Annotated in this window: 25 protein-coding genes; 8 read left to right on the top strand and 17 right to left on the bottom strand. The window is 72.0% G+C overall.

The window, feature by feature from the left end:
• Positions 1 to 34 precede the first annotated feature (34 nt).
• Positions 35 to 1,285 carry a cytochrome P450 gene (locus ACZ69I_RS11685; RefSeq protein WP_470831762.1) on the top strand — a complete coding sequence of 417 codons (1,251 nt, stop codon included), beginning with the start codon at positions 35 to 37 and terminating at the stop codon, positions 1,283 to 1,285.
• A gap of 159 nt (positions 1,286 to 1,444) precedes the next feature.
• On the top strand, positions 1,445 to 2,659 hold the full coding sequence (locus tag ACZ69I_RS11680; RefSeq protein WP_470831761.1) for a cation:proton antiporter: 1,215 nt from the start codon (positions 1,445 to 1,447) through the stop codon (positions 2,657 to 2,659).
• 30 nt (positions 2,660 to 2,689) lie between these two features.
• Here ACZ69I_RS11680 and ACZ69I_RS11675 read toward each other — a convergent pair whose 3' ends face one another.
• The 4 genes from ACZ69I_RS11675 to ACZ69I_RS11660 all read right to left on the bottom strand — a co-directional run bounded on the left by ACZ69I_RS11675 (position 2,690) and on the right by ACZ69I_RS11660 (position 6,785).
• Positions 2,690 to 3,889 (bottom strand): isochorismate synthase, encoded by a 1,200-nt coding sequence (locus ACZ69I_RS11675; protein WP_470831760.1) that lies wholly within the window; start codon positions 3,887 to 3,889, stop codon positions 2,690 to 2,692.
• Positions 3,890 to 3,955: 66 nt separating this feature from the next.
• On the bottom strand, positions 3,956 to 4,720 hold the full coding sequence (dhbA, locus tag ACZ69I_RS11670) for a 2,3-dihydro-2,3-dihydroxybenzoate dehydrogenase (RefSeq protein ID WP_470831759.1): 765 nt from the start codon (positions 4,718 to 4,720) through the stop codon (positions 3,956 to 3,958).
• Between the two features lie 49 nt (positions 4,721 to 4,769).
• Positions 4,770 to 5,438 carry a hypothetical protein gene (locus ACZ69I_RS11665; protein WP_470831757.1) on the bottom strand — a complete coding sequence of 223 codons (669 nt, stop codon included), beginning with the start codon at positions 5,436 to 5,438 and terminating at the stop codon, positions 4,770 to 4,772.
• Positions 5,439 to 5,552: 114 nt separating this feature from the next.
• A complete protein-coding gene (locus ACZ69I_RS11660; protein WP_470831755.1) occupies positions 5,553 to 6,785 on the bottom strand; it encodes an MFS transporter in 1,233 nt (410 codons plus the stop codon).
• Between the two features lie 122 nt (positions 6,786 to 6,907).
• On the opposite strand from ACZ69I_RS11660, the gene ACZ69I_RS11655 reads away from it, so the two are divergent.
• The gene (locus ACZ69I_RS11655) at positions 6,908 to 7,360 is read left to right on the top strand and encodes a winged helix-turn-helix transcriptional regulator (RefSeq protein ID WP_470831754.1); all 453 of its coding nucleotides are present in this window, start codon (positions 6,908 to 6,910) and stop codon (positions 7,358 to 7,360) included.
• A gap of 114 nt (positions 7,361 to 7,474) precedes the next feature.
• Positions 7,475 to 7,747 (top strand): hypothetical protein, encoded by a 273-nt coding sequence (locus tag ACZ69I_RS11650; protein WP_467675912.1) that lies wholly within the window; start codon positions 7,475 to 7,477, stop codon positions 7,745 to 7,747.
• Positions 7,748 to 7,897: 150 nt separating this feature from the next.
• Here ACZ69I_RS11650 and ACZ69I_RS11645 read toward each other — a convergent pair whose 3' ends face one another.
• The 4 genes from ACZ69I_RS11645 to ACZ69I_RS11630 form a co-directional block, all read right to left on the bottom strand.
• Positions 7,898 to 8,704: a cytochrome c oxidase assembly protein gene (locus tag ACZ69I_RS11645; RefSeq protein ID WP_470832041.1), complete on the bottom strand. Its 807-nt coding sequence runs from the start codon at positions 8,702 to 8,704 to the stop codon at positions 7,898 to 7,900.
• A gap of 17 nt (positions 8,705 to 8,721) precedes the next feature.
• Positions 8,722 to 9,282, bottom strand: coding sequence for a DUF2243 domain-containing protein (locus ACZ69I_RS11640; protein WP_467675914.1), 561 nt, complete (start codon positions 9,280 to 9,282; stop codon positions 8,722 to 8,724).
• A 191-nt stretch (positions 9,283 to 9,473) separates the two neighbouring features.
• Positions 9,474 to 11,156, bottom strand: a complete 1,683-nt coding sequence (locus ACZ69I_RS11635; protein WP_470831752.1) for an FAD-binding oxidoreductase — start codon at positions 11,154 to 11,156, stop codon at positions 9,474 to 9,476.
• A gap of 299 nt (positions 11,157 to 11,455) precedes the next feature.
• Positions 11,456 to 12,280: a phosphotransferase gene (locus ACZ69I_RS11630; RefSeq protein WP_470831750.1), complete on the bottom strand. Its 825-nt coding sequence runs from the start codon at positions 12,278 to 12,280 to the stop codon at positions 11,456 to 11,458.
• 177 nt (positions 12,281 to 12,457) lie between these two features.
• On the opposite strand from ACZ69I_RS11630, the gene ACZ69I_RS11625 reads away from it, so the two are divergent.
• Together ACZ69I_RS11625 and ACZ69I_RS11620 are read left to right on the top strand one after the other, a co-directional pair.
• Positions 12,458 to 13,507: a YihY/virulence factor BrkB family protein gene (locus ACZ69I_RS11625; protein ID WP_470831748.1), complete on the top strand. Its 1,050-nt coding sequence runs from the start codon at positions 12,458 to 12,460 to the stop codon at positions 13,505 to 13,507.
• A gap of 139 nt (positions 13,508 to 13,646) precedes the next feature.
• Entirely contained in the window at positions 13,647 to 13,835 is a 189-nt protein-coding gene (locus tag ACZ69I_RS11620; RefSeq protein ID WP_389718790.1) for an antitoxin, read from the top strand.
• A 144-nt stretch (positions 13,836 to 13,979) separates the two neighbouring features.
• Here the strand turns inward: ACZ69I_RS11620 and ACZ69I_RS11615 are convergent, their stop codons facing one another.
• The 6 genes from ACZ69I_RS11615 to ACZ69I_RS11590 all read right to left on the bottom strand — a co-directional run bounded on the left by ACZ69I_RS11615 (position 13,980) and on the right by ACZ69I_RS11590 (position 18,986).
• Positions 13,980 to 14,471, bottom strand: coding sequence for a hypothetical protein (locus tag ACZ69I_RS11615; protein WP_470831746.1), 492 nt, complete (start codon positions 14,469 to 14,471; stop codon positions 13,980 to 13,982).
• Positions 14,472 to 14,493: 22 nt separating this feature from the next.
• Positions 14,494 to 14,889, bottom strand: a complete 396-nt coding sequence (locus ACZ69I_RS11610) for a PPOX class F420-dependent oxidoreductase (RefSeq protein WP_470831744.1) — start codon at positions 14,887 to 14,889, stop codon at positions 14,494 to 14,496.
• 130 nt (positions 14,890 to 15,019) lie between these two features.
• Complete coding sequence (locus tag ACZ69I_RS11605) at positions 15,020 to 16,171, bottom strand: hypothetical protein (RefSeq protein WP_470831742.1); 1,152 nt, start codon at positions 16,169 to 16,171, stop codon at positions 15,020 to 15,022.
• 110 nt (positions 16,172 to 16,281) lie between these two features.
• Positions 16,282 to 17,265, bottom strand: a complete 984-nt coding sequence (locus ACZ69I_RS11600) for an SDR family NAD(P)-dependent oxidoreductase (RefSeq protein WP_470831740.1) — start codon at positions 17,263 to 17,265, stop codon at positions 16,282 to 16,284.
• Positions 17,266 to 17,319: 54 nt separating this feature from the next.
• Complete coding sequence (locus tag ACZ69I_RS11595) at positions 17,320 to 18,504, bottom strand: zinc-dependent alcohol dehydrogenase (protein WP_470831739.1); 1,185 nt, start codon at positions 18,502 to 18,504, stop codon at positions 17,320 to 17,322.
• Between the two features lie 101 nt (positions 18,505 to 18,605).
• Entirely contained in the window at positions 18,606 to 18,986 is a 381-nt protein-coding gene (locus ACZ69I_RS11590) for a DUF6479 family protein (protein WP_470831737.1), read from the bottom strand.
• 368 nt (positions 18,987 to 19,354) lie between these two features.
• Here ACZ69I_RS11590 and ACZ69I_RS11585 point away from each other — a divergent pair, with 368 nt between their 5' ends.
• Positions 19,355 to 20,146 (top strand): VOC family protein, encoded by a 792-nt coding sequence (locus tag ACZ69I_RS11585; protein WP_467675935.1) that lies wholly within the window; start codon positions 19,355 to 19,357, stop codon positions 20,144 to 20,146.
• A gap of 53 nt (positions 20,147 to 20,199) precedes the next feature.
• The gene (gene ku / locus ACZ69I_RS11580) at positions 20,200 to 21,270 is read left to right on the top strand and encodes a non-homologous end joining protein Ku (protein WP_470831735.1); all 1,071 of its coding nucleotides are present in this window, start codon (positions 20,200 to 20,202) and stop codon (positions 21,268 to 21,270) included.
• A 16-nt stretch (positions 21,271 to 21,286) separates the two neighbouring features.
• Here ku and ACZ69I_RS11575 read toward each other — a convergent pair whose 3' ends face one another.
• The 3 genes from ACZ69I_RS11575 to ACZ69I_RS11565 are packed head-to-tail and all read right to left on the bottom strand — an operon-like array spanning position 21,287 to position 23,482.
• The gene (locus tag ACZ69I_RS11575; protein WP_470831733.1) at positions 21,287 to 21,823 is read right to left on the bottom strand and encodes a cysteine hydrolase family protein; all 537 of its coding nucleotides are present in this window, start codon (positions 21,821 to 21,823) and stop codon (positions 21,287 to 21,289) included.
• Complete coding sequence (gene ligD / locus ACZ69I_RS11570) at positions 21,820 to 22,764, bottom strand: non-homologous end-joining DNA ligase (protein WP_470831732.1); 945 nt, start codon at positions 22,762 to 22,764, stop codon at positions 21,820 to 21,822. Before ligD ends, ACZ69I_RS11575 begins: the two co-directional genes overlap by 4 nt.
• Before the next feature lie 31 nt (positions 22,765 to 22,795).
• Positions 22,796 to 23,482, bottom strand: a complete 687-nt coding sequence (locus ACZ69I_RS11565) for an HAD family hydrolase (protein WP_470831730.1) — start codon at positions 23,480 to 23,482, stop codon at positions 22,796 to 22,798.
• Positions 23,483 to 23,654 lie beyond the last annotated feature (172 nt).

Raw genomic sequence — 23,654 nt, 5'->3', positions numbered from 1 at the left:
GGCGGCTTCCCGTGCGGCGCGAGAGGCGACGCCCATGACCACTCCGCACCACCCCACCGACTTCCTGCACGACCTGCGCACCCGCAGCGAGGCCGAAGGCGGCGTCTTCTGGATCAACGACGACACGCTCGCCGTCTTCGAACCGGACGCGGCGCGCAGGGTCAGCGCCGCGAACTGGCAGGGCCTCCTCATGAGCGACCGCTTCATCGACATCGTCCGGCGGCGCGGCAGCACCCGGGTGCCGTGGTCCCGCGTACGCGCCGAGTGGCGCACCCGGTTGCACTCGCTCGCCACCGCCGAGCACCACAACGGTCTGATCACGCGGATGGAACGGATCATCGACGCCCGCCTCGGTGACCACGTCGATCTGGTCCTGCTCGCCCAGGACGTCGCCGTGCGGGCTCTGCTGCCCATCGCCCTGTCGGGGCTCACCGCGCGCGAGACCGCCTCCGTCGTCCAGGACCTCGACCAGCAGCTGATGCGGCTGATCGACCGCTCTCCGGGGAGCGGGCTACGGCACCGACTCCAGTTCGCCGCGGTGCAGTTCCGGACGGGACTCGTCGTACGGCGGGTGCTGCGCGAACGGGCCGCCGGACTCCGCGCACGGGAGCGCGACCTGGCCGATCCGTTCGTCGACCTGCTGCCGGAACTCGGCATGGACCGCGCGGTCGACGTGGTCACCGCGGTGCTCACGGCGATCGGCGGGCCGCCGGGGGCGGCGGCCGCGAGCGTCCTGTACGAGCTGGCCCGCCGACCGGAGTGGGCCCGGCGGCTGACCGTCGAACTCGCGGGGGCCGACCCGGACGAGTTCCGCGCCGCCCCGGTGAAGGCGGCCCCGGTCACCCACCGTTTCGTCAAGGAAGTGCTGCGCATGTGGAGTCCGCCGCTGCTGCTCGTGCGGCGCGCCCGGACCTCGTTCGACCTCGGCGGCACCACGCTGGAGGAGGGGCGCGGCTATGTGCTGAGCCCGCACATGATCCACCGTGATCACCGGTTCTGGCACGCCGCGGACGTCTTCGACCCGGACCGCTTCCTGCCGGGCGCCCCGCACGGCCCCCTCGGCAGGGGCCACTACGTGCCCTTCGGCTGGGCGCCCAAGAAGTGCGTCGGTGCCGACATCGGCACGGTCCAACTGATCGCGCTGTGCCACCTGATGTGCACCCGCTACCGCCTTGTGGTGCCCGCCGCCGAGCACGTCACCATGGCGTACCGTTTCGCGCCCGTGCCGCAGAACTTCCACGGCGAGCTCACCCTTCGCCGACGTACGCGCCCGGCCCGTACGTGAAGCGGCGCGTGACGGTCTCCCCGACGTCCTGGCCGACCGCCCGATGACCGCCGCCTCCGGACACCCCTGCCCCCTCACCCGCACGGTCCGCTCTCACGTGCGCGGGAGCCGCTTTCCGCCGAGGGTCGAGGCATCGGTCGACGCGGAGCGGGGGACGGTGTGGCAGAGCCGGGAACGCTCCTCCTCATCATGGCCGCCGCCGTCCTCGCGCCCCTGCTCGCCCGCGGCGTCGGCCGCCGCGTCAGGGTCCCGCTGGTCATCTTCGAGATCGCCCTCGGCATCGTCGTCGGCCCCGACATGCTCGGCTGGGCACACCCGGGCGACTTCATCCACGTGCTCTCCGACCTGGGACTGAGCATGCTCATCTTTCTCGCGGGCTACGAGATCCAGTTCGACGCGATCCGCGGCGACACCCTGCGGCGCTCCGTGGGGGCCTGGGTGGTCTCCCTGCTTCTGGGTCTCGGCACGGCGCTCGCCCTGACCGGCCTCGACCTCTCCCGCAGCATGATCATCGGCACCGCGCTGACCAGTACGGCCCTGGGTGCGGTGCTGCCCATCCTGCGGGACGCCGGCGATCTGCAGGGGCGCTTCGGCACCGTGCTGATGGCCTTCGGTGCGGTCGGCGAGTTCGGGCCCATCATCGCCATCTCCGTGCTGCTCAGCGGCCGCTCCCCCGGGGTCTCGACGGCCGTCCTCGCGGTCTTCGCCGCCATCACCGCGGTCGCCGTGTACTGGGCCCTGCGCCCGCGGCCGCCCTGGTTCAGCCACATCGTCCGCGCGACGCTGCACACGAGCGAACAGTTCGCGGTCCGCTTCGTGATGCTCCTGCTGGTCTCGATGCTCGCGCTCTCGCAGGCGTTCGGCCTCGACGTGCTCCTGGGCGCCTTCGCCGCGGGGCTGCTCACCCGGCTCGTCCTGCACGGGGCGGCCCCGGAGAGCAGCGAAGACGTGCTGGCCAAGGTGGAGGCGATGGGCTTCGGCTTCCTCGTCCCGCTCTTCTACGTCGTCACCGGCATCGAGTTCGACCTCGGCTCGCTCCTCGACGGCGGGCGCCCCCTGTTGCTGCTCCCCGTCTTCCTCCTCCTCTTCCTGGCCGTACGCGGACTGCCCGCCTGCCTGCTCGCTCCTCGCGACCTCTCCCCCCTCGGCCGCCGGGCGCTGGCGCTCTACACCTCCACCTGCCTGCCCCTCGTCGTCGCCATCACGACGATCGGCCTCGACGAGGACGCCCTGGGGAAGGGAGAGGCGGCCGCCCTGGTCGGCGCCGCGATGATCTCCGTTCTCGTGTTCCCGCTGCTCGGCATGGGGGCGCGCGCACGGGAGCAGCGAACGAAGCCCCGGCTGTCGGGGGCCGCGGAGACGGAGTCCTGGTGACGGGCCGGTGCCGCGCGGCCCCCGGAAGCGTCACAGCCGGACGCCGATGGCCTGCAGCAGGGCGGTGAACTTGGTTTCCGTCTCCGCGGTCTCCGCCCAGGGGCGGGAACCGGTGACGATGCCTGCTCCCGCGTAGAGCCGCGCGGTGCGCGGGCCGATCCTGGCGCAGCGGATGGTGAGGGCCCATTCGCCGTCGCCTGCCGCGTCCTGCCAGCCGACGAAGCCCGCATACATGTCCCGCTCGTACGGCTCGAGGCGCCGGATGAGTGCGCGGGCGGCGTCGGCGGGGGTGCCGCAGACGGCGGGGGTGGGGTGCAGGAGGCAGGCCAGGTCCAGGGCGGTGAGGTGGTCGCAGGCCAGCGTGCCGGTCAGCGGGGTGGCCAGGTGCCACATGGAGGCGGTGCGCACCAGTCGGGGCCGCGGCGGCACGTGCAGCCGTCGGCAGTGCGGGCCGAGCGTGGCCCGCACCGCGTCGACGACGAGGGCGTGTTCGCGCCGGTCCTTCGCGGAGGCGCGGAGTTCGGCGGCGAGCCGGGCGTCCTCGCGCGGGTCGGCGCCGCGGGGCCGGGATCCGGCGAGCGGTGTGGTGGTCACCCGGCGCCCGCGGCGGGCGAGGAGGAGCTCGGGACTGGCGCCGACGAGGGTGTGGCCGTCCGTCAGCGGCACCGCGTACAGGTACTGGTGCGGGTCCCGGTGGGCGAGGCGCCGCAGGACGGTGCCGAGGTCGATTTCCTCGGCGCAGACCACGTCGAGGGCACGGGCGAGCACGACCTTGGTGAAGCCGTCCCGGCCGCGCAGGTGGCGGAGTGCGCGGGCCACGGCGGCCGCGTACTGCTCGCGCGGTGGCACCGGACGCAGGCACGTGACCGTGGGGCCGGGTCCCGCGGCGAACGGTGGCGTCGGCACTTCCCCGGTCAGGCGCGGGGCGCGTTCGAGGGTGCGCGGGACCACGAGGGCGCTGGGCCGGTCCAGGTCGAAGGGGGCGGCTCCCACCACGACGGGCCGGGGGCTTCCGGCGGCCCGGGCGGCGGTCAGCGTGGCGTGCACCCGTTGTGGCAGCGGTTGCGGGCCGTGGGGTACCCGCCGGTGCACTCCGCGGGCCAGCAGCGTGCCGTTCGGAGAGGCGAAGAAGCGGTCCGTGCCGGGCCGGAAGGCGTGCAGCAGAGAGGCTGGGCGCGGGTCGGCCCGCTGCTCCCGGTCGGCGTCGGTGGGTGGGCGGGACGCGGTCACGTGCGGGGGCTCCGGCGCCGGGCGGGGGCGTGGGCCGGGGTGGCGGTCGGGGTCTCGTCCGGTCCTTCAGGCATGGAGAGCGGCGCCCCCGTCCACGGAGAGGTCGTGGAGCGAGATGTGCCTGGCACGGTCGGACACGAGAAAGGCGACGGCTTCCGCGACGTCCTCGGGGTCGGCGATGCGGCCCAGCGGAACGGGGACCCGGTAACGCCCCAAGTCCCCCTGGACGGCGCGTTCCCGCGCGTCCGGGGCCGTCCACAGCCGGCGTTGCATGGCGGTGTCGGTGGCCCCGGGCGAGACCACGTTGCAGCGGACGCCGTGGGCGGCGAGTTCCAGGCCGAGGCAGCGGGTGAAGTGGGCGGCCGCGGCCTTGGACGCAGCGTAGGCGGCCATCCCGGTCCGCGGCACGCGGGCCGCGTCGGAGCCGACCGTGACGATGCAGCCGCGGCGTCTGCGGCTCATGATCCGCCCGGCCGCGCGGCAGAGGTGGAAGACGCCCGCGGCGTTGACGGCGAACGTGTGCGCCCAGTCCTCGTCGGTGGTCGCGATGCCGGTCGAAGGACGCAGCACCCCGGCCACGTTGACGAGGATGTCCAGTCTGCCGTCGTGTTCCCGGGCGATGTCGTCGACGGCGGCGTCGACCGCGGCGCTGTCCGTGACGTCGAGGACGCGGCCCCGCGGGCCGGGCCCCGCCGCTTCCCGTACGGCAGGTGTCGCGTCGGTGGCCACGACGCTGGCGCCGCGTTCGGCGAGGAGCCGCGCCACGGCCGCGCCGATCCCTCCGGCGGCGCCGCTGACCAGCGCCACCCGGCCTGCGAGTTCTGCCGTCAACGCGACGTCCGGCGGCCGGAGCGAGGGCCGTTCCTTGCCTCGCGGGTCATCAGAGCGAGGTGTCCGTGTCCAGCAGGTCGGTGACGAACTTGCGGACGACACCGCGGGTGACGGGGGTGACGCCGTGCAGGAGCTGGGCGCCGTAGGCCACCGCGGTGCCCGCGGGCGCGTCGGTCGTCCAGCGGGTCTGGGGCATGTCCTGTGCCCAGTTCGGCGCGGCATGGACGCTCGGCGAGGGACTCATCTCGTGCGGCATGCTCCGGGTCTGCCGGGTGCCTGCCTCGAAGCCGTCCGCCTCGCCCAGTTCGGCGCCGCTCCACAGCGCGGGGCTCGACGTGGTGGCCACGTAGAACTGTCCGCCCGCCTGTGCGGTACGGATCACGATGCCGATGCGGCCGACGCGCCGCGGGCGCGCCGACGGGTCGGGGATGCCGTCGACGTGCACGGGGATGCAGTCCCCTTCGGCGACCTCCGCGTACGCCCACTGCCCGGTGCCCGCGACGTTCGGCATGACGGCGCGCAGCGACGGCAGCGCCCGTGCGAACGCCTGTTGGAGCATCGCCTGGGCGGCGTCGGGTGCGTGTTCGTAGCGCGATCCCGTCTCACCGGGCGGACGCACCGCGTCATTCTCGACGATCTTGTTGAGCTGGGAGATCTCCTCGTCGGTGAGGAACTCCTCGACTGAGTGCAGGGCAAAGGTCTCGCTGACGTGAATCACGGGGCCTCCCGTGGCAGGGACAGGTCCGACCAGCATCACCCGCGCGGGAGCGGGGCGCGTGCCGCGCGGGGCATCCGGGTGTCGCCCCGGCACCGCAGGCACTGGCCCCGGCGCTCACCGGCCTGCTCCGTCCCGACCACGCGTGCACGCCCACAACATCAGCCCGACGCAGCTGAACGCGGCGCCCAGCGCGCACACGGCGCCCCAGCCCGCCACCGCGTAGAGGGAGGTCGCGGCGATGGCGCCGAGGGCGCTGCCGACCGAGTAGAAGACCATGTATCCGCCGATCAGCCGGCTGCCCGCCTCCGGGTGCAGCGCGTAGATCAGGGTCTGGTTGGTGACATGGACCGCCTGCACGGCGAGGTCGAGCAGGACCACGCCCACGCACAGGGCCCACAGCGAGCCGCGGGTGAAGGCCAGGGGCAGCCACGAGAGGGCGAGCAGGGCCAGGGCGATGCCGGTGGTCCGCCGGGAGAGGCCTCGGTCGTTCAGGCGGCCCGCCACCGTCGCGGCCAGGGCGCCCGCGACGCCGATCAGGCCCAGCGCGCCGATCGCGCTGTGGGAGAAGGAGTACGGGGCCTCGCTGAGCGGCAGCGCCACGCTGCTCCACAGCGTGCTGAAGGCGGCGAAGACCAGCAGTCCGAACAGGGCCCGGAGCCGCAGCAGTGGTTCGCGCGCGAAGAGGGTGAGCGTGGAGCGCAGGAGCTGCCCGTAGGGCAGAGCCGTCGTCGGCGGGGCGGCACCGTGGCGCGGCAGGACGCGGTACAGGACCAGGGCGAGCAGCGCGGTGAGCGAGGCCGAGGCGAGATAGACGGCCCGCCAGCCCGCGAGGTCGGCCATGAGGCCGGACGCCGTGCGGGCGAGCAGGATGCCGACGACCACGCCGCTGGTGACCAGGCCGACGACCCGGCCGCGCTCGGCGGGCGGGGCGAGCGACGCCGCGAAGGCGACCAACGTCTGCGTGACGACCGCGAGAAGCCCCGTCGCCGCGATGCCGGCGAGCAGGATCGCGGCCGTGGGCGCGGCGGCCACCACGCCCAACGCGGCGACGAGGAGCAGCAGTTGAGCCACGATGAGCCGCCGCCGGTCGGCCACGTCGCCGAGGGGCACGAGGAAGAAGAGCCCGAGCCCGTACCCGACGTGTGTGAGGGTCACCACGCCGCCGACGAGTGCCGGGCTCATGGCGAGGTCGCGGCCGATGGTCACCAGGAGCGGCTGGGACAGGTAGACGTTGGCCACGGCGGCCCCGGCGGCGACGGCGAACAGGACGACGACGCCACGGGACAGGACGAACGCGGCCTCCGCCCCACTGGGCCCGCGCCCTCGGCCCTCCGCTGGTCGCCTCATGGCTTCGCAGTCGCCGGACATGGCATCGACTCCCCTCGCACTTCGGTTGCAACTTGCCACCACTCGTAACCGTAGCCTCCCTTGGTAGCATGTTGCAACCATCGTGAGGAGTGAGGGACGGCATGGTGACCAGGACGCGCTTCGACGACAGCGAATGCCCCGTCGCCCGGTCGGTGGACGCCATCGGCGACTGGTGGTCCCTGCTGATCGTGCGGGACGCCTTCGACGGGAGCCGGCGCTTCGGGGAGTTCCAGCGAAGCCTCGGCGTGGCGAAGAACATCCTCACGGCGCGCCTGCGCTCCCTCGTCGAGGGCGGCATCCTCGAGTCCGTCCCCGCCTCGGACGGCAGCGCCTACCGCGAGTACGTACTGACGCCGAAGGGCACGGCGCTCTTCCCGGTGATCGTGGCGCTGCGGCAGTGGGGCGAGCAGAACTTCTTCGCCCCCGGCGAACCCCACTCGGAGTTGGTCGACCGCCGCGGGGGAGAGCGGCTGCGTCCGCTGGAGGTGCTGTCCGCGGACGGGCGCCGGCTGGGCCCCGAGGACACCACCGTCCACAAGATCTCAGCCCGCTGATCCGGGACCCCACCCGCCGGATGGGTGTCGAGCGGATGCGGTCGGACGGGTCGCCCGGGTGAATGGAGTCAGGGAACGAGTGATTCGTTCCACCGACCCGTTCAAAGGAACTTCATGCGCACCCGTACCGCACTCGTCACAGTGATGCTCACCGCCACGGCCGTACTCGGCAGCGCGGGCACCGTCGCCGCGCAGGCCCAGGCACCCCCCACCGCCGTGACCGACGTGGCCCCGCCCCCCGGCGGCGACACACCCACCGCCCCCGCCAAGAACCAGGACCTCCTCGGCGGCCTCCTGAACGGCCTCGTGGGCGGGCTTCTGGGCGGCCTCCTGAACGGCCTCACGGGCGGCTCGGGCGGCGCGGCCCCGCCCGGCGGCACGGCCTGACACCCACCCGCGTCCGCTTTCCTCAATCCGCGCTGCGGATGTGCGGATTGAGGAAGGACAGCGGGGACGGCGAGCCGCTCACCGGTCTCCTCGACGCGGACGGTCAGCGGTCCGAAGTCCGTTGTGAAATCGCTCCGTTCAACGTTGTCCCTACGCGCGGGCCCTACCGGCGGCCACCGGGCGGGGGCGCGGCCGGGGCGCGGGGCGCCAGGTGGCCACCAGGGCGGCGGCAAGGAGGAGTTCGGCGATGTCGCCGCCGTAGTACATGATCTCCGCGCCGCCCCGCACCTCGTCGACGGGGGCGTGGATGTCGGTCCAGAAGCCGCCGTACATCAGCTGGGAGATGACGGCGTGCGCGGCGACGGCGACGCCGAGACAGCCGAGCCGGACCGGCACCCCGGGCCGCGCGGGCGCCGGGTCGGGACCCGCGATGACGTGCGCGAACAGGCAGCCGGACAGCAGGAAGTGGGCGTGCAGCAGCCAGTGCCCCGCCGGGTGGCCCGTGGTCGCGTCGTACAGCGGGGTGAAGTAGAGCGGGAGGAGGCTGCCCGTCGACAGCAGCAGCGCGACGGAGGGGCGGGTGAGCAGCCGGGCGGCCCGGCTGTGCAGGACCGCGGTGAGCCGTCGGCCGCGGGCGGCGGCCAGCATCCGCAGGAGCAGCGTGACAGGGGCGCCGAGGACGAGGGCGAGCGGCGCGTACATGCCGATGAGCAGGTGCTGGGCCATGTGGCCGCGGAAGTCGTCGTGGGCGAACGGCGCGAGCGGCGGCAGCAGGGCCGCGGCCAGCAGGGCGAGCCCGGCCAGGAAGGCGACGGTCCGCCACGGTGACCAGCCCTGGACGGGGTTGCGGCGGCGGGCCCGGTGGGCCAGCAGGAGGTAGGCGAACGCGCAGAGCAGCAGCGCGAGGGCGGGCCACGTCGTCGCCGACGGGTCGGCGCTGGTGGTGTGGCCGTCCATGGGCGTGTCGTGGTGCATCACATGCTCCGTGCCTCACGACCGCCGACCGGGGCATCGGGGTCGAACCCCTTGCCGCCGCGCTGGAGAAGGTACCCGCCGACGAGGAGTAGGGCGCCGAGGACGAGGAAACCGGCGTCCCACCATGCCTGGTGGGGGCCGCCGTGGACGTGGTGGATGCCGAGGATCTGGTGGTCGAGGAGCCCCTCGACGAGGTTGAACAGGCCCCAGCCGGCCAGGATCCACCCCCACAGCACCCGGGAGGCCCACACGCGCCGCCGGTTGTGGGTGACGCGGGAGTAGAGGATGGCCAGGCCCAGGAGGACGGCGAGCCAGCAGACGGTGTGGAAGACGCCGTCCCACACGGTGTTCATCTCCAGGCCGGAGACGGTGTGGGGGCTGTAGTACTTGACGCCGATGCGGTCGTGGTTGGTGCTGGTGAGCATGTGGTGCCACTGCAGGAGCTGGTGCAGGAGGATGCCGTCGACGAAGCCGCCGAGGCCCACCCCGAGGATGATGCCCGGCAGCCGGATGCTCCTGGGCCCCGTGCCCGTGCGGCGGTCCTCGCCCGTGGTGGCCATGCCTGTCTCCGTCCGCGGCGTGCTGCGGGCCCGTGGACCCCGGACAGCACGTGTTCCCCGGCGGATCCCGAAGCTCACACGGCCGTCGGGTATCGGCCCGCAATGGCCGTGGAGCGCCGGGGCCGTGCGGCCACCGCCCACGGGAGGGTGGCGGTGGCCGCACGGTTCTGCGGCGCTTCCGGTCTACGGGGTCACGGCAGGCGGACGGACTGCGCGTGGCGGAAGACGTCCTTCGGGTCCCAGGCGGCCTTCGCCTTCTGGAGCCGGGCGTAGTTGCCCTTGTAGTAGAGGCTGTTCCACGCCGTCGACGAGGTGTTCCAGGCGGCCTCGCCCAGGTCCTTGTCGGGGTAGTTGACGTAGCAGCCGTCGTTGGACTCGTTCGGTACGGGGACGCCACCGGTCTCGGCGTACACGTCCTGGTAGAACTCGCGGATCCACTTCAGGTGCCTGGCCTCGTCGGCCGGGTCGGTCCAGTAGGTCTGGTACTGGAGCTTGAGCACCGAGTCGCGCTGCGGCACCGCGGTGTCGCCGGGCTTGACGGCGTTGATGCGGCCGCCGTACGAGTCGACCTGGACCAGGGCGTCGGGGTTGCTGTAGTCGGTCCGGGACAGGTGCTTGTACATCGCCTTGATCTGCGTGGCGGAGAAGCCCTTGCGGGCGTAGGCCGACTTGTACTTGCCGTACAGCGTGGGGTTGCCGCCGCTGAGGTAGTCGGTCGCGATGTACCAGGGCAGCGTGCGCGGGGCGGCGAACTGCGGCATCGCCGCGTGCTCGCCCGACCGCTCGGTCATCGCCTGCCGGGTGACGCCCACCCCGTCGGTGACGGCGGCCAGGTAGTCGTCCAGGAGCCCCTTGGCGCCGGGCACGGTGGCGTCCATCTGCGTCAGCAGGACGATCGAGCCGTTGGAGATGTGGTTCAGCTTGAGCAGGCCGAACAGCGAGTTGTACTTGGAGTCCGGCGCGCTGTTCTGCTCGTGCCAGGCACCCCAGTTCTGCAGCAGCCGGGTGAAGGACGCCTCGGTCATGTCCTTCCAGGGGAAGGCGGTGGCGTGCACGAAGACCTCGGACGGCGGCTTGGGGAGCAGCTTGGACGGGTCGGTGCCGGTCGCGCCGGGCGAGCGCAGCCAGTAGCGGGTGATCAGGCCGAAGTTGCCGCCCCCGCCGCCGGTGTGCGCCCACCACAGGTCCTTCAGGGCGGCGGAGTCGGAGTCGCGGGTGGCGACGACCGCCTTGGCGGTGCCGTTCTTGTCGACCGTGACGACCTCGACTCCGTAGAGGTGGTCGACGGTCAGGCCCTGAAGGCGGGACAGCAGGCCGTAGCCGCCACCCGATATGTGGCCGCCCACGCCGACGGACGCGCAGGAACCCGCGGGGAGCGTGACGCCGTACAGCTTGTAGAGCGTCTCGTAGACCTGGAGGTTGGACGCGCCGCCCTCGACCGCGAAGGCGTTCCGTCCGCTGTCGTAGTAGACCTGCGTCATCCCGGACATGTCGATGACGACCTGGACGTCCTTGTTGAAGACGAAGTCCTCGTAGCAGTGGCCGCCGCTGCGCACGGTGAGCCGCTTGCCCGCGGAGACGGCCTCCTGCACGGCCCGTACGGCCTGCGAGGTGGTGGTGACCAGGCGGACGTAGTCGGGGGTGGCGACCCAGCGCTGGTTGATGCCGCGCACCAGGTCGGGGAAGCGCGGGTCACCCGGGGAGACGGTGATGTAGTCGGGCGTGCCGACGGTGGTCTGCGTGCCGGTGGCGGCGGCGGTCGCGGCGGTGGCGCCGGGGCGGGCGGCGGCCTCGGCGGTCGCGGGCAGCGCGGTGGTGAGGGCCGCTCCGCCGGCGACGGCGGCGGCTCCGGAGAGCAGGGATCTTCGCCCCAAGGGTCTGTCCCGCTTCTCAGCCTCCGTCTCGTTCACGCCGTTTGCCTTTTCTGCCTTGTTTGTCTTTCGCATGGCCGCACTCCTCCAACAGGTCTGCGCACAAGGGAAGTTGAAGATGCATCGAACGATGATCGATCACGACAGTAGCCCAGCGAGACAGGGGGGACGCAATAGCTCCAATGAGAAAACTGTCCGAACTGCCGGTCAAATAATGGTTGGTTGCAACATGTGCAACTATGCATGCCCCAAATGGGGGCTGCGGCGGCAATTCATATGAGTGGTGCGGCTCAGCGGCTGCGTCAGTCGAGCCAGAAAGAGACGGGCAGCGCGTCGACTTCGCGGGCCGCCCGGTCCAGCTCGGCGGCGACCGGCTCCAGGGCCGTGTAGACCGGGTCTCCCCCGGCGGCCATACGGCGGATGACGTCCGCGTTGGTCCGGGCCCGCGCGGCCACCACCGCGCCGAACGCCGGGCGGTCCCCTTCGTACCCGTAGGCGTCGAGCAGCAGACGCAGCCGCCGGGAGCGGTCGTCGAAAGCGGTGAAACCGGTCCGCTCGGCGAACCCGCGCGCGTGCAGGGGGACCCACGTCAGGGCCGTGAAGGCCAGATCGAACTCGGGCGTCGACGGGCCCGCCGTGTCCCAGTCGAAGAAGCCCGCGAGGCGCCCGTCGCGCAGGACCGCGTTCCACGGGGCGGCGTCATGGTGGCCGATGACCAGGCCGGGCCGCCAGGACTGCCCGGCGAGCCAGCGCGCGTCCGGCGGTGGGACGAAGGACCGGGTCGCGTCGTGCAGTTGCCTGACCCACCGGCCCACGTCCTCCAGCACGGGCTCCGCGTACACCCAGCCGGGCCAGGGCAGTTGCTCGCCCACCGTCTCACCGTCCAGGTGGGTCAGCACCTCGCGCCCGCGGGCGTCCGTGCCGAGGACCCGGGGCGCACCCTCGAAACCGAGCGCCTCCAGGTGACGCAGCACGGCGTGCACCGCGGGCGTCCACGGCTGGGCGGGCCGGTGGACCGCGCCACCCCGGCGCACGGCACCTACCGTCCTGCCGCCGGGCAGACGCCGCTCGTCACCCTCGTCGCTCTTGTCACCCTCGCCGTTCTTGTGGTCGTTCCCCTCGTCCATGAGCCGTCCAGGTCAGCAGGCGCCCACGGGAGCGTCGGCCAGTACCGCGGCCGTCGCGAGTCCCATCGCGGCACGGAGTCGTGTGAACCGTCGCATGAGGGTCATTGTCCGCTCGACCGCACGGGAAGCTCCATACCGCGGAGGGATGGACGGCGCTCGTCCGGATACTCGGATGGAATGGTATGGACACCGAAACGGCATGGGACACACGGAGCACACGGGATACACGGCGAGGACGGCCGGGACGACGCCGGACTCGACGAGCAGGTGGAGCGGCGGGCACCGGACTCCCCCGCCGAAGTGCTCAAGCACTCCTGGTGGGCGGTGCTCAAGGGCACCGCCAAGGAATTCAAGGACGACGAGCTGTCCGACCGGGCCGCGACGCTGACCTACTACGGGATCCTGTCGCTGTTCCCCGCACTGCTCACCCTGGTCTCGATGCTCGGGATCATCGGCCGCTCGGCCAGCCGCGAGGTCCTCGACAGCATCCAGGACCTCGCCCCGGGCGCCGTGCGGGACATCCTCAGCAGTGCCGTGAAGCAGTTGCAGGGCAATGCCGGGACCGGATCGGTCATGGCGATCGTCGGCCTGGTGCTCGCGGTGTGGTCGGCGTCCGGCTACGTCGCGGCCTTCATCCGGAGCGCCAACGCCGTCTACGACATGCCGGAAGGACGGCCGGTCTGGAAGGTGCTGCCGCTCCGGCTCGGCGTGACCGTGGTACTGATGGTCCTCGCGGTGGTCAGTGCGCTGATCGTCGTGTTCACCGGCGGTCTGGCCAAGGAGGCCGGCAGCCTGCTGGGGTTCGGGGACACGGCCCTGACGGTCTGGTCGATCGCGAAGTGGCCGGTGCTTTTGATCCTCGTCACGGTCATGATCGCGCTGCTCTACTGGGCCACGCCGAACGCGAAGGTCCGCGGATTCCGCTGGATCACCCCGGGGAGCTTCCTGGCGCTGGTGATCTGGATGGTCTCCTCCGCCGGGTTCGCGCTGTACGTCGCCAACTTCGCCTCGTACAACAAGACGTACGGCACGTTCGCCGGCGTGATCGTCTTCCTCGTGTGGCTGTGGATAACGAATCTGGCGATCCTGCTCGGGCTCGAGTTCGACGCGGAGCTGGCCCGGCAGCGCGCCGTCGCCGGTGGCCTCCCGGCCGATCAGGAGCCGTACGTCGAGCCGCGCGACACCCGCGCGTGGGACGACGAGGACCGCCGTCGCCTCGATCCCTGAGTGGCGGGGTCCCCGGAAAGAGCGCTTCTTTCGTTCATACGTTCGGTTTCCGTGCCGTCGACACGCCAGCGGATGCGAACCGGGCCGCGCACTGCAAGCCTGGACGTGGGGGCGGAGACGCAGAGAGGCAGGCAACCGCATGTCAGTCATGGACAAGCTCAAGCAGATGCTCAAGGGCCATGAGGACCAGGCAGGCAAGGGCGTCGACAAGGCGGGCGACTTCGTCGACGACCGGACCCAGGGCAAGTACAGCAGCCAGGTCGACACCGCCCAGGACAAGCTCAGGGACCAGTTCGGCCGGGACCAGGACCAACCGCCGCAGTCCTAGGCCGTGCCCGCGGCCTGGGCCCCGGGTCTCGCGAGCCCGTCCTGACGCCGTCGCCCCGCACCCGGGGTCTCTCCGGGTGCGGGGCGACGGCGTGCGGCCCGGGGCACACATCGACGCCCCGTACGCCTGACGGCCACACCCCAGCTACTCGGAGGTGCGCTTCCGCGTCCAGTCCCGTTCCCCGAGGCGCAGGATCCGCCAGCTCGGCAGGGGGTGCCGGGCCTCCTCACTGAGGAAGCGCATCATGTCGATCAGCATGCGGCGGACATCCGCGATGGGCACAAGCAGGTCGTCCCACTGGCCGTAATGGGCCTCCAGGCGCATTCGATCGCCGGCGACGCGCTCCAGATGGCAGCTCTCCACTCCCAGTTGAAGCTCATCGCCGGCTTCGATCCTGAGCCACTGCAGGAGAACCGACGCCACCGCCCAGTCCGGCCCGCATTGGGAAACGATCTCCTCCGCCGCCCAGCGCAGCTCCTGGGGCGTGCCTTCGGGTGCGCTGATCACGGTGGTGTCGAAGGCGCAGGCGACGTAGTGCGATGCCCCGTCCTCGTCCGTGTCGGTCGCGGGAATCTCCTCCAGGCCGAAGACCCAGCGGTCCTTCGGGATGTCCCGGCGCTCGTCCGTCTCGCTCATCCGTACGATAATGCCAGGTCCGTCAGACCGAGAAGCCCGTGACCTTCTTCGGCGTCACCCGCACGATGAGCCGGAGCACTTCCTCCGACTCGGCCGGCGGGTCCTCGCCGAGGTACTTGTGCGAGAGCGTGCGAGGCAGCGACTTCTCCGGGTCCTCGATCAGCTCGGCGGTGCCCCGGACGTCCACGGACCGGTACGGGTTCGCGGTATCGAAGACGGTGAGGCTGATCCGCGGGTCCCTGGCGAGGTTCCTGGCCTTCAGGCGCCCCGCCGTGGTGGAGAAGAGCACCGTGTCTCCCTCCCTCGCGATCCAGACCACCGAGGTCTGCGGCCCACCGTCCCGGTTCAGCGTCGCGACGGTGGCGAAGTTCCTCCCGTCCAGCAGCTCGCGCGTTACCTCGTTAAACGTTGCCGACACAGCCCCACCCTTCTGTTCAACATGCCGAGTTGTTCACTGCTGATGGAGAACAGGCGTGAAGATCGAATTCTTCCCGCGTGGCGCCCGGCTCGCCGAACGGCACGGTGAGGGCCGCAGGGGGGCGGTGCGGCTACTTGCCGTGGGGGTCCCGGAAGCGTCCGAACGGTTTCGTGAGGGTGTTCAGGAGGGAGCCCTCCGCCTTGGGCGCGATCAGCTTGAGCGGTCCGGGCGGCCCGTCGCCGCCACCCGCCTCGGCCAGCGCCGCCTGCGCCGCCTCGGCCGCCTCCCGGTACAGGTCGCAGGAGTTCGTCATCGCCTCCAGCGCCTCGGCGTACTTGGTGACCATGGCCTGCGCGTGGGCGAGTTCCTCGTCCGGGGTGAGCAGGTGCCAGCCCTGGCGCAGCCGTGCGAGGGCCTGCTCGGCCTCGGGCCGCATCGGTCGCGGCAGCGCGGCGAACTCCTTGATCCGGTCGAGGAGTTCGGTCGGTTCCGAGCCGTCGAGGAAGACGGTGCGCACCGTGAAGCGGTCCGCGTCGTACTGCGGATCCTTCGGCCCGGCGGACAGGACGACGCCGCCGCCGCGCGGCATCCGTACGCTCAGCTCCCGCTTCATCGCGAAGTCGACGATCTGTGCCTGCTCCGGCGTCCCCCGGTGCTCGACCACCTGGTGGCGCAGGCTCGGCGGCAGATGGACCGAGACGGGGCGCTGCCCCTTCGCGTCCGGTGTCATCGCCTCGTGCACGACGACATGGATGTACCAGCTCTGCCGGGTGCAGTCCCGCAGCCGGTGGCGCAGTTCGTCGTCGTCCTTGGGCAGGTGGTTGGCCGACCGCAGGAGCACGCCCGGCACCGTGTCGTGGTCCCAGGCGATGCGGTCGCTGTCCGGCCAGAACATGGTGGCGGGCGAGGGCCAGTGCGCGTCCCAGGCCCGCTCCGCCTCGGCGGCGATGATCCAGTCGGCTCCCTCGCCCTCCTTGCGGCGGCCGTCGGGGGCGTACGTGGTCAGCTGTGCGCGCACGGTGACGTCGTCGACGCGCCAGCGGGCCTCGAAGAGGCGGCGGGCCGACGGGCCCGGGTCCGCGGCCTCGCCCCGCGGGTACAGGACGGTGGAGCGGGCCGCCTCGACGGGGTCGAGGTCCAGGAAGTCGTCGAGCACCCCGGCCGCCTTGAGGGCGATGAGGTTACGCCGGACGTCCTGCTCGGGTTCCGCTCCGAGGTGGCGGCCGCGCGCGAGCCACGCGGTGTCGGGGACAGTGGCCGATGGGGTGCTGTTCTTGGTCATGGAGTCGTTCTGTGAGTGATCAGGGCCCGACCAGTATGGCCCGTGCTCCTGTCAATGGAAGTGGTATGGCTTCATTGACTTCCCCACGTTCGTCTCCACAAACGGCTCGCTCACCGTCGGCGCGCGTTGTAGGCGTCGGCCGCCTTGTCGTTCAGAGCGCTGCCCCACGCCTGGAACGTGCTGCCCGGAGCGGAGTCGGGCGGTTCGATGTCGGCGCCGCGCCGCATGGCCGTGCGGTCCCCGGGCGCCCCGGGCAGAAGGCGGGCCATGACGCCGTTCAGCCGGGTCGTCGTCGCGGGCGCCAGGCCGTGGGCCAGGTCCGCGGCGCGGGCCGCGGGCGTCAGGACCAGCCGGGTGCGGCGCCGTACCACGGCCTTGACGATGCGCTCGGCCGCCCGCTGCGCGTTCATCGACACCACGGGCGCGCCCGCCAGGGCGGAGAACCAGCCGAACTCGCTGCTGCGGTCGCCGCCGAACTGCGCGTGGAGATGCGATCCGGTGCGCATCAGGCCGGGATAGACCGCGGTGACGCTCACGCCGCTGGGTCCCGCTTCCGCGTTCAGCCCCTCGGCCAGGATGCCGGTCGCGGCCTTCGCGGCCGCGTAGGGCAGCAGGTGGGGCACTCCGAGGAGCCCGCCCACCGACGAGATCAGCCCGAGGCGACCGCCCCACTCGCTCTCCCTGAGGTACGGGAGTGCCTCGAGGGAGGTGTGCACGGCCCCCATGAACAGGGTGTCCATGGCGTCCCTGAACTCGGTCGCGCCGATGGACTCCACCGGGGCCACCTGGATGATCCCCGCGTTGGCGATCACGAGGTCGGGGCCGCCGCAGGTCTCGTGGGCCGCCCGGAACACGCGGTGCACGGACTCCTGGTCCCGCACGTCACACACGGCCGTGTGGACCGTGGCTCCGGGGTTGCGGTGGAGCAACTTCCGCTGGGCCGTGGCGAGTTCGTCGGCATCGCGGGCGGCGACGACCACCGCGGCGCCCCGCGCGGCGAGCCGGTCGGCCATCAGCAGACCGAGACCCCGGGAGCCGCCGGTGACCAGTGCTGCCGCCCCTGACAACGACTCCGTGGAGTGCGGCATGTGCATGCTGGCGCCCTTCCCTGTCGGTCGTCCCCGTCGGTCGCGCGTCACCTCACGCGCTCAGGGCCTGAGCAGCGTCTTGATCATCCCGTCTTCCTTGTCCTTGAACATCCGGTACGCCTCCGGACCGTCCTCGAGCGGCAGGTGATGGGTGGCGAAGTCGTCGACGCCGAGCGGGTCCTCGTCGGTGAGGAGCGGCAGGATGTCGTCCACCCAGTGCTTCACGTTCGCCTGCCCCATCCGCAGCTGGATCTGCTTGTCGAACATGGTCAGCATCGGCATCGGGTCGATCGCGCCGCCGTAGACTCCGGAGATCGAGACCGTGCCGCCGCGCCGGACGATGTCGACGGCCGAGTGCAGGGCGTTGAGCCGGTCGATGGCGACGCGGTCCATGAGCTTCTCGGCCAAGGCGTCGGGCAGCATGCCCACGCCCCACTGGGCGGCCTTGGCCAGCGGCGCGCCGTGCGCCTCCATGCCCACGGCGTCGATGACGGCGTCCGTGCCGCGCCCGTCGGTGAGGTCGCGGATCGCGTCGCCCAGGTCCTTGCCGTGGCGGCGCAGGTCGAGGGCCTTGACGCCGTCCTTGTGCGCGCGGCTCAGCCGTTCGGGCACCAGGTCGACCCCCACGACGAGGCTCGCGCCCCGGTGCAGCGCGATGCGCGCCGCCATGGCGCCGATCGGTCCGAGGCCCAGGACGGTCACCGTGCCACCGGGCGGGATGTCGGCGTACTCGACGGCCTGCCAGGCGGTGGGCAGCACGTCGGAGAGGAAGACGAAGCGGTCGTCCGAGGGCCCCTCGGGCACCTTGATGGGCAGGGAGTTGCCGAACGGCACCCGCAGGAGCTCGGCCTGCCCGCCGGGCACCTGGCCGTAGAGCTTGGTGAACCCGAAGAGCGCGGCGCCCGAGCCGCGCTCCCTGACCTGGGTGGTCTCGCACTGCGAGTGCAGGCCCCTGTCGCACATGTAGCAGTGCTGGCAGGAGACGTTGAAGGGCACCACCACACGGTCGCCGGCCGCCAGCTCGGTGACGTCCCTGCCGACCTCCTCGACGATGCCCATCGGTTCGTGGCCCAGGATGTCGCCGGGGTCGAGGTAGGGACCGAGGACCTCGTACAGATGCAGGTCGGATCCGCAGATGCCGCTGGAAGTCACCCGAACGATGACGTCGGTCGCGTCCTTCAGCTCGGGGTCGGGGACGGTCTCCACCCGTACGTCCCGCTTGCCGTGCCAAGTGAGTGCACGCATCCGGGGTCTCCTCCTGTCGCAGTGGCGCTCGGTTCGCTCCGGGTGTCCCCGAAGCGCGCCGCCATGCATGGGCACGGCGCGCCGTGTCGGTCCGGGCGGCGTCAGCCCTTGCCGCCGCTCCCGAAGGAGCCGCTGGACCCGGGTGTCCAGCGGGGCGGATCCTGGTCGTCGCTCCGTTTGTCCCCGGAGTGCAGGTTCTCCGGCCTGAGCCGCTCGCTCTCGTCCTGGGCGTGCGGGACCTCGTCCGGCTCCCGCATCTCCCGGATCTCGTGGACCGGTCCGGACTCGGGCAGCTTCGGCTGCTCCTCCGGGCGCGGCGGCGCGGGCTCCCGGTCCCGGACCCGCTTGCCCAGCCTGAAGGCCCAGAGCAGTACGCCGACGACGACGAGACCGCCCACGAAGGCGCCGATCGTGCCGAGAACCGCGTCGGAGGCAGCCAGGTCGTACAGTTCGCCCCTTGCCGTGATCATGAGTGTCGACATACCCGGAACATAAGCGACAAAAACCCGTAAAACTATTCAGAGCCGACCGGTATGTGCCGATTCCCTGCGCGCGCTCGCGGGCGGGAGCGATCACGGAGACCATGGGAGGACCCGGTGCTTCGGTCGCGGACCGCATCCTGCCCGAGGTGACGTCACTGAGAGGAAGAGCGCCATGAGCGTGCCCGTCCCGCCGGACCCCGATACCCGCCCCGCGCCGATGCCCGGCCCCGGCCCGGGCGGCCCGGGGCCCCGACCGGGTCCCGGCCCCGTCCCGACACCGGGACCGGACCCCGCGCCGGACCCGGACCCGGGCCCCGAGCCCTCACCCCTGCCGTCATCCCTCTGATCTGCCTCGGGACGGAACGGCCATGAACAGCCACGGAGCACTCGCAAGTGAGGTCGCGGCCAGCGACTCGGTGTTCGGCGCGCCCTGCTGGGTGAGCCTGACCGCACGTGATCTGCGGACCGCGGAGCGGTTCTACGAAGCCGTGCTGGGGTGGGAGTGGCGCGCGGGCAGGCTGGGCGACGAGTACCGGTTCGCGAGCGCGCACGGGGTGCCGGTGGCGGGTGTCTCCGCCATGGACAGCCTGGGCCAGATGGCCGTCGCCTGGACCCCGTACTTCGCCGTGGCGGACGCGGACCGGACGGTCAGCCGCAGCCAGGAGCGCGGCGGGACGACCGCCGTGGGGCCGCTCTCGTTCCCGCCGGGCCGGGCGGCCCTGCTCGCCGACCGGGACGGGGCCGTCTTCGGCATCTGGGAGGGCGAGCTCGTGGTCGGCTGGGAGAAGTGGCGCGGCGCGGCACCGACCTTCGCGGAGCTGCACACCCGCAACGCCTTCGACGCGGCCATCTTCTACGGCGAGGTCCTCGGCTGGGCGTCCGCGGAGCCGGGCGCCTGCCAGGTCGACTACGAGGACGAAGAGGTCGTCCTGCGCAGCCGGGGCGACGTGGTGGCCCGCATCCACTCGGGCGCCGTGGACTCCGCGCCCGACCCCGCGATCCGGCCCCGCTGGCAGATCCACTTCACCGTCGACGACGTCGAGGCCTGCGTCCGGGCCGCGCGCGCCCACGGGGGCAGCGTCCTGCTGCGCGACGAGGGCTCGGCGGAGGCGGTCCTCCGGGACCCCGACGGAGCGCGCTTCGTGGTGAACGCGCGGTAGGAACCGGAACAGCGCCGGGGGGAGCAGACGAGACAGGAAAGGGTGACATCGCCATGGCGCGTCCCGTGTGGAGCGGCACCGTGACCTTCGGGCTGGTGTCCCTGCCCGTCCAGATGTTCACCGCCACGGAGAGCCACACCGTCCGCTTCCACCAGTTGCAGCGCGGTACGTCCGATCGGGTCCGCAACAAACGGGTGAACGAGCGCACCGGCGAGGAAGTGCCCCTCGACGAGATCGTCAAGGCCTACGACGCCGGCGACGAGTACGTCCTGGTCGAGCCCGACGAACTGGCGGACATCGCCCCCGGCCGCTCCAGGACGCTGGAGATCTCGGGGTTCGTCGACCTGAAGGACGTCGAGCCGATCTTCTTCGACAAGACGTACTACCTCGGCCCGAAGGGCAAGGAGTACGCCAAGATCTACGCCCTGCTGGAGAAAGCCCTCGCGGAGGCGGGCCGGGTCGGGATCGCGACGTTCGTGATGCGCAATCACCAGTACCTGGTCGCGGTGAAGGCCGAGGGCGGCCTCCTGACGCTGCACACCCTCCACTGGGCCGACGAGATCCGTGACCCGCGCGCCGAGATCGACGACCTTCCCCAGAGGACCGAGGTCACCGACCGTGAGCTGAAGATGGCGCGGCAACTCGTGGACACCCTCCGCATCGAGTGGAGGCCCGAGGACTTCCACGACACCTACCAGGAGCAGGTCGCCGCTCTCATCGAGGCCAAACGCACGGGCGAGTCGGTCGAGAAGGCGGCGCCGCCTGCCGAGTCCACCAACGTCGTCGACCTCATGGACGCGCTGCGGGCGAGCGTCGACCGGGCGAAGAACCCCTCGAAGGGCGGCGGGAAGGACGGCGACGACAGCGCCGCGCCGCCGACCGACATCCGCGACGCCGCCGCCAAGCGCCGGTCCGCGGGGATCGGGAACCGGAAGGCGCCGGGCAAGTCCTCGAAAGCCACGGGCCGCAAGGCGAGCGCGCGGGGCCGGTCGCTCGACACCCTGACCAAGGCGGAGCTCTACGAACGGGCCACGGACGCGGGGATCCCCGGCCGCTCCGCCATGAACCGGGACGAACTCGTCGAGGCCCTCCGCGGTGCGCGCGGCCACAAGGCGACGTCCTGACTCCGCCCCCGGACGCTCACAGCTCGATCCGCTCCTCGGGCGTGACCTCCGCGTCCATGTTGCGCCGCATCATCCGCAGCGCCGCGTCCGCGAGATCGGCGTCGATGGCCGCGACGGCGTCCTCGACGACCACCACGTCGAGGTGCCTGATGTGGGCGTCCAGCGCCGAATAGAGCACACACTGCTCGGTGACCTGACCACAGAGGATCACCTGCCGTACACCCAGTTGGGAGAGCAGGTACGACAGGGGCGTCTCGAAGAAGATCGAGTGCCGGGCCTTGATCACGAAGAGCGAGTCCTCGTCGGGCCGGACCGGCTCGATCAGATCGGCGTGCGGCCCCGAGAGCGCGGTCTCGACCAGCTCGCCGTGGTGCGAGCGCCATTGGCCGAAGTTGTCGTTGGCGTAGATCACGGGGATGCCCGCGGCCCTCGCCCGCTCCAGCAGCCGGACCATGGCGGGCACGGCCTTGCGCACCGCGGGCAGGAGCACGTCCGCGTCACGGTGTTCATAGGTGTTGATCATGTCGATGACGATGACCGCGCTTTTGCTCATGTCTCCAGGGTCGCCCTGTTCTCGCCGCCCGGCACGCGCTCCAGGCGGGCCAGGCGCCGGGAGGCCCGGGCCACCCCGCGTCCGCGGCGCGCGAGGCCCGCCCACGGGTCCTTCTCCAGCCGGTCGCCGAGGTCGGTCACCGTCCAGCGGCGGGCGGTCAGCTCCGGTGCCTCCAGCTCGTCCCAGTCCAGCGGTACGGCGACGGGGGCGCCCGGCAGGGACCGGACGGCGAAGGGGGCCACCGCGGTCTGGGCGTAGCCGTTGCGCGCGACGTCCAGGTACAGCCGGCCCTTGCGGGCGTCCTTGCGCGGTTCGGTCGTCAGCTGCTCCGGGTACCGCGCCGCGAGCGTGTCCGCCGCGGCGCGGGCGAAGGCGAGCACGTCGTCGACGTCGTCACGCCGGTTCAGCGGGACGACGACGTGCAGACCGCGCGAGCCCGTCGTCATCAGGCCCGCGGGGAGGTCCAGCTCGTCGAGAAGTCCGCGCAAGCGGTGCGCGGCGCGGCGCACCTGCTCGAAGCCGTCGGTGGACGGGTCGAGGTCGAACACCAGGCGGTCCGGGCTGCGGGGCCGGTCGGCGCGGCTCAGCCAGCGGTGCGGGGTGATGCACGCCTGGCCGGCGAGGTACACCAGGGTCGCGGTGTCGTCGCACAGCACGTGGGTGACCTCGCCGTCCTCCTTGGCCACCGACGCGCGGTGGATCCAGTCGGGGAAATAGTCGGAGATCTCCTTCTGGTAGAAGCGGTCCCCGTCGATCCCGTCCGGCATCCGTTCGAGCATGAGGGGTCTGCCGCGCAGCTCGGGGAGCATGCGCGGGGCCACCCGGCGGTAGTACTCGGCCAGGTCGGCCTTGGTGATGCCCTCGCGGGGGAAGAGCTCCTTCCCGGCCCGCTTCACTTCGACCGTGCGCCGGCCGACCCGCAGCTCACGGGTGCCGCTCATGTCACCACCTCCTTCGTACGGGCGTACGCGGTCAGTCGCTTTCCAGCGGGGCGAAGACGCTGTCGTCGAGCCGCGCGAGGAGATCGGCGGGGTCCCGGTAGACCGCGAGCGCGCCCGCCTCCGTCAGGTCGGCGCGCGGAATGCCGCCCGACAGGAGCGCGACGGGGCGGACACCGGCCCGTGCCGCGGCCCGCATGTCCCAGACCGTGTCCCCGACGAAGACGGCGTCCTCGGGGGCCACTTCGGCCAGCTCGAGCGCCCGGTGCACGGGGTCAGGGGCAGGTTTCCCCTCGGCCACGTCGTCCGCGCTCGCCGTCCCCACGATCACCTCGTCCGCGTCGATCGCGCTGCGCAGGGCGTCGAGCTCGCGGCCTCCGGCGGAGGTGGCGAGGACGTTGCGCCAGCCGCGGTCCGCCAGGGCGTGCAGGAGGTCGTGCGCCCCGTCGAGCGGCGCGAGGCGGTCGGAGTAGGCGCCGTACAGCGCCTTGTGGGCGGAGCTGATCCCCTCGTCCTGGTCCTTGTCGCGGTCCTCGCCGAGCAGGTGCTCGATGAGGTCGCCGGAGCCGAGCCCGATCGACCGGTGGATGGCGTGCGTGGACACCCGGTGACCTGCCTGGCGGAACGCCTCCCACCAGGTCGTCACGTGCAGGTGGTTGGTGTCCACAAGGGTGCCGTCGACGTCGAACAGCGCCGCGCGTGCGGCGCGCCCGGCGCTCACGCGCCGCCCCGGAGCCGGGGAAGGGCGCTGCGGCGGTGCGGGCCGGTGCGGCGGAAGTGGACGGTCATGGCGTGCGGCGCTCCTTCGTACGGGTCCCTCTCACAGGTTCACGCAGGTCGCGACGCGCCACACACCGGGCGGACCCGATGGGTGAACCGACGCGCCGCACGCG

This window comes from Streptomyces sp. NPDC036815, assembly GCF_055609205.1.
This window is presented reverse-complemented; position numbering and strand designations above follow the sequence as displayed.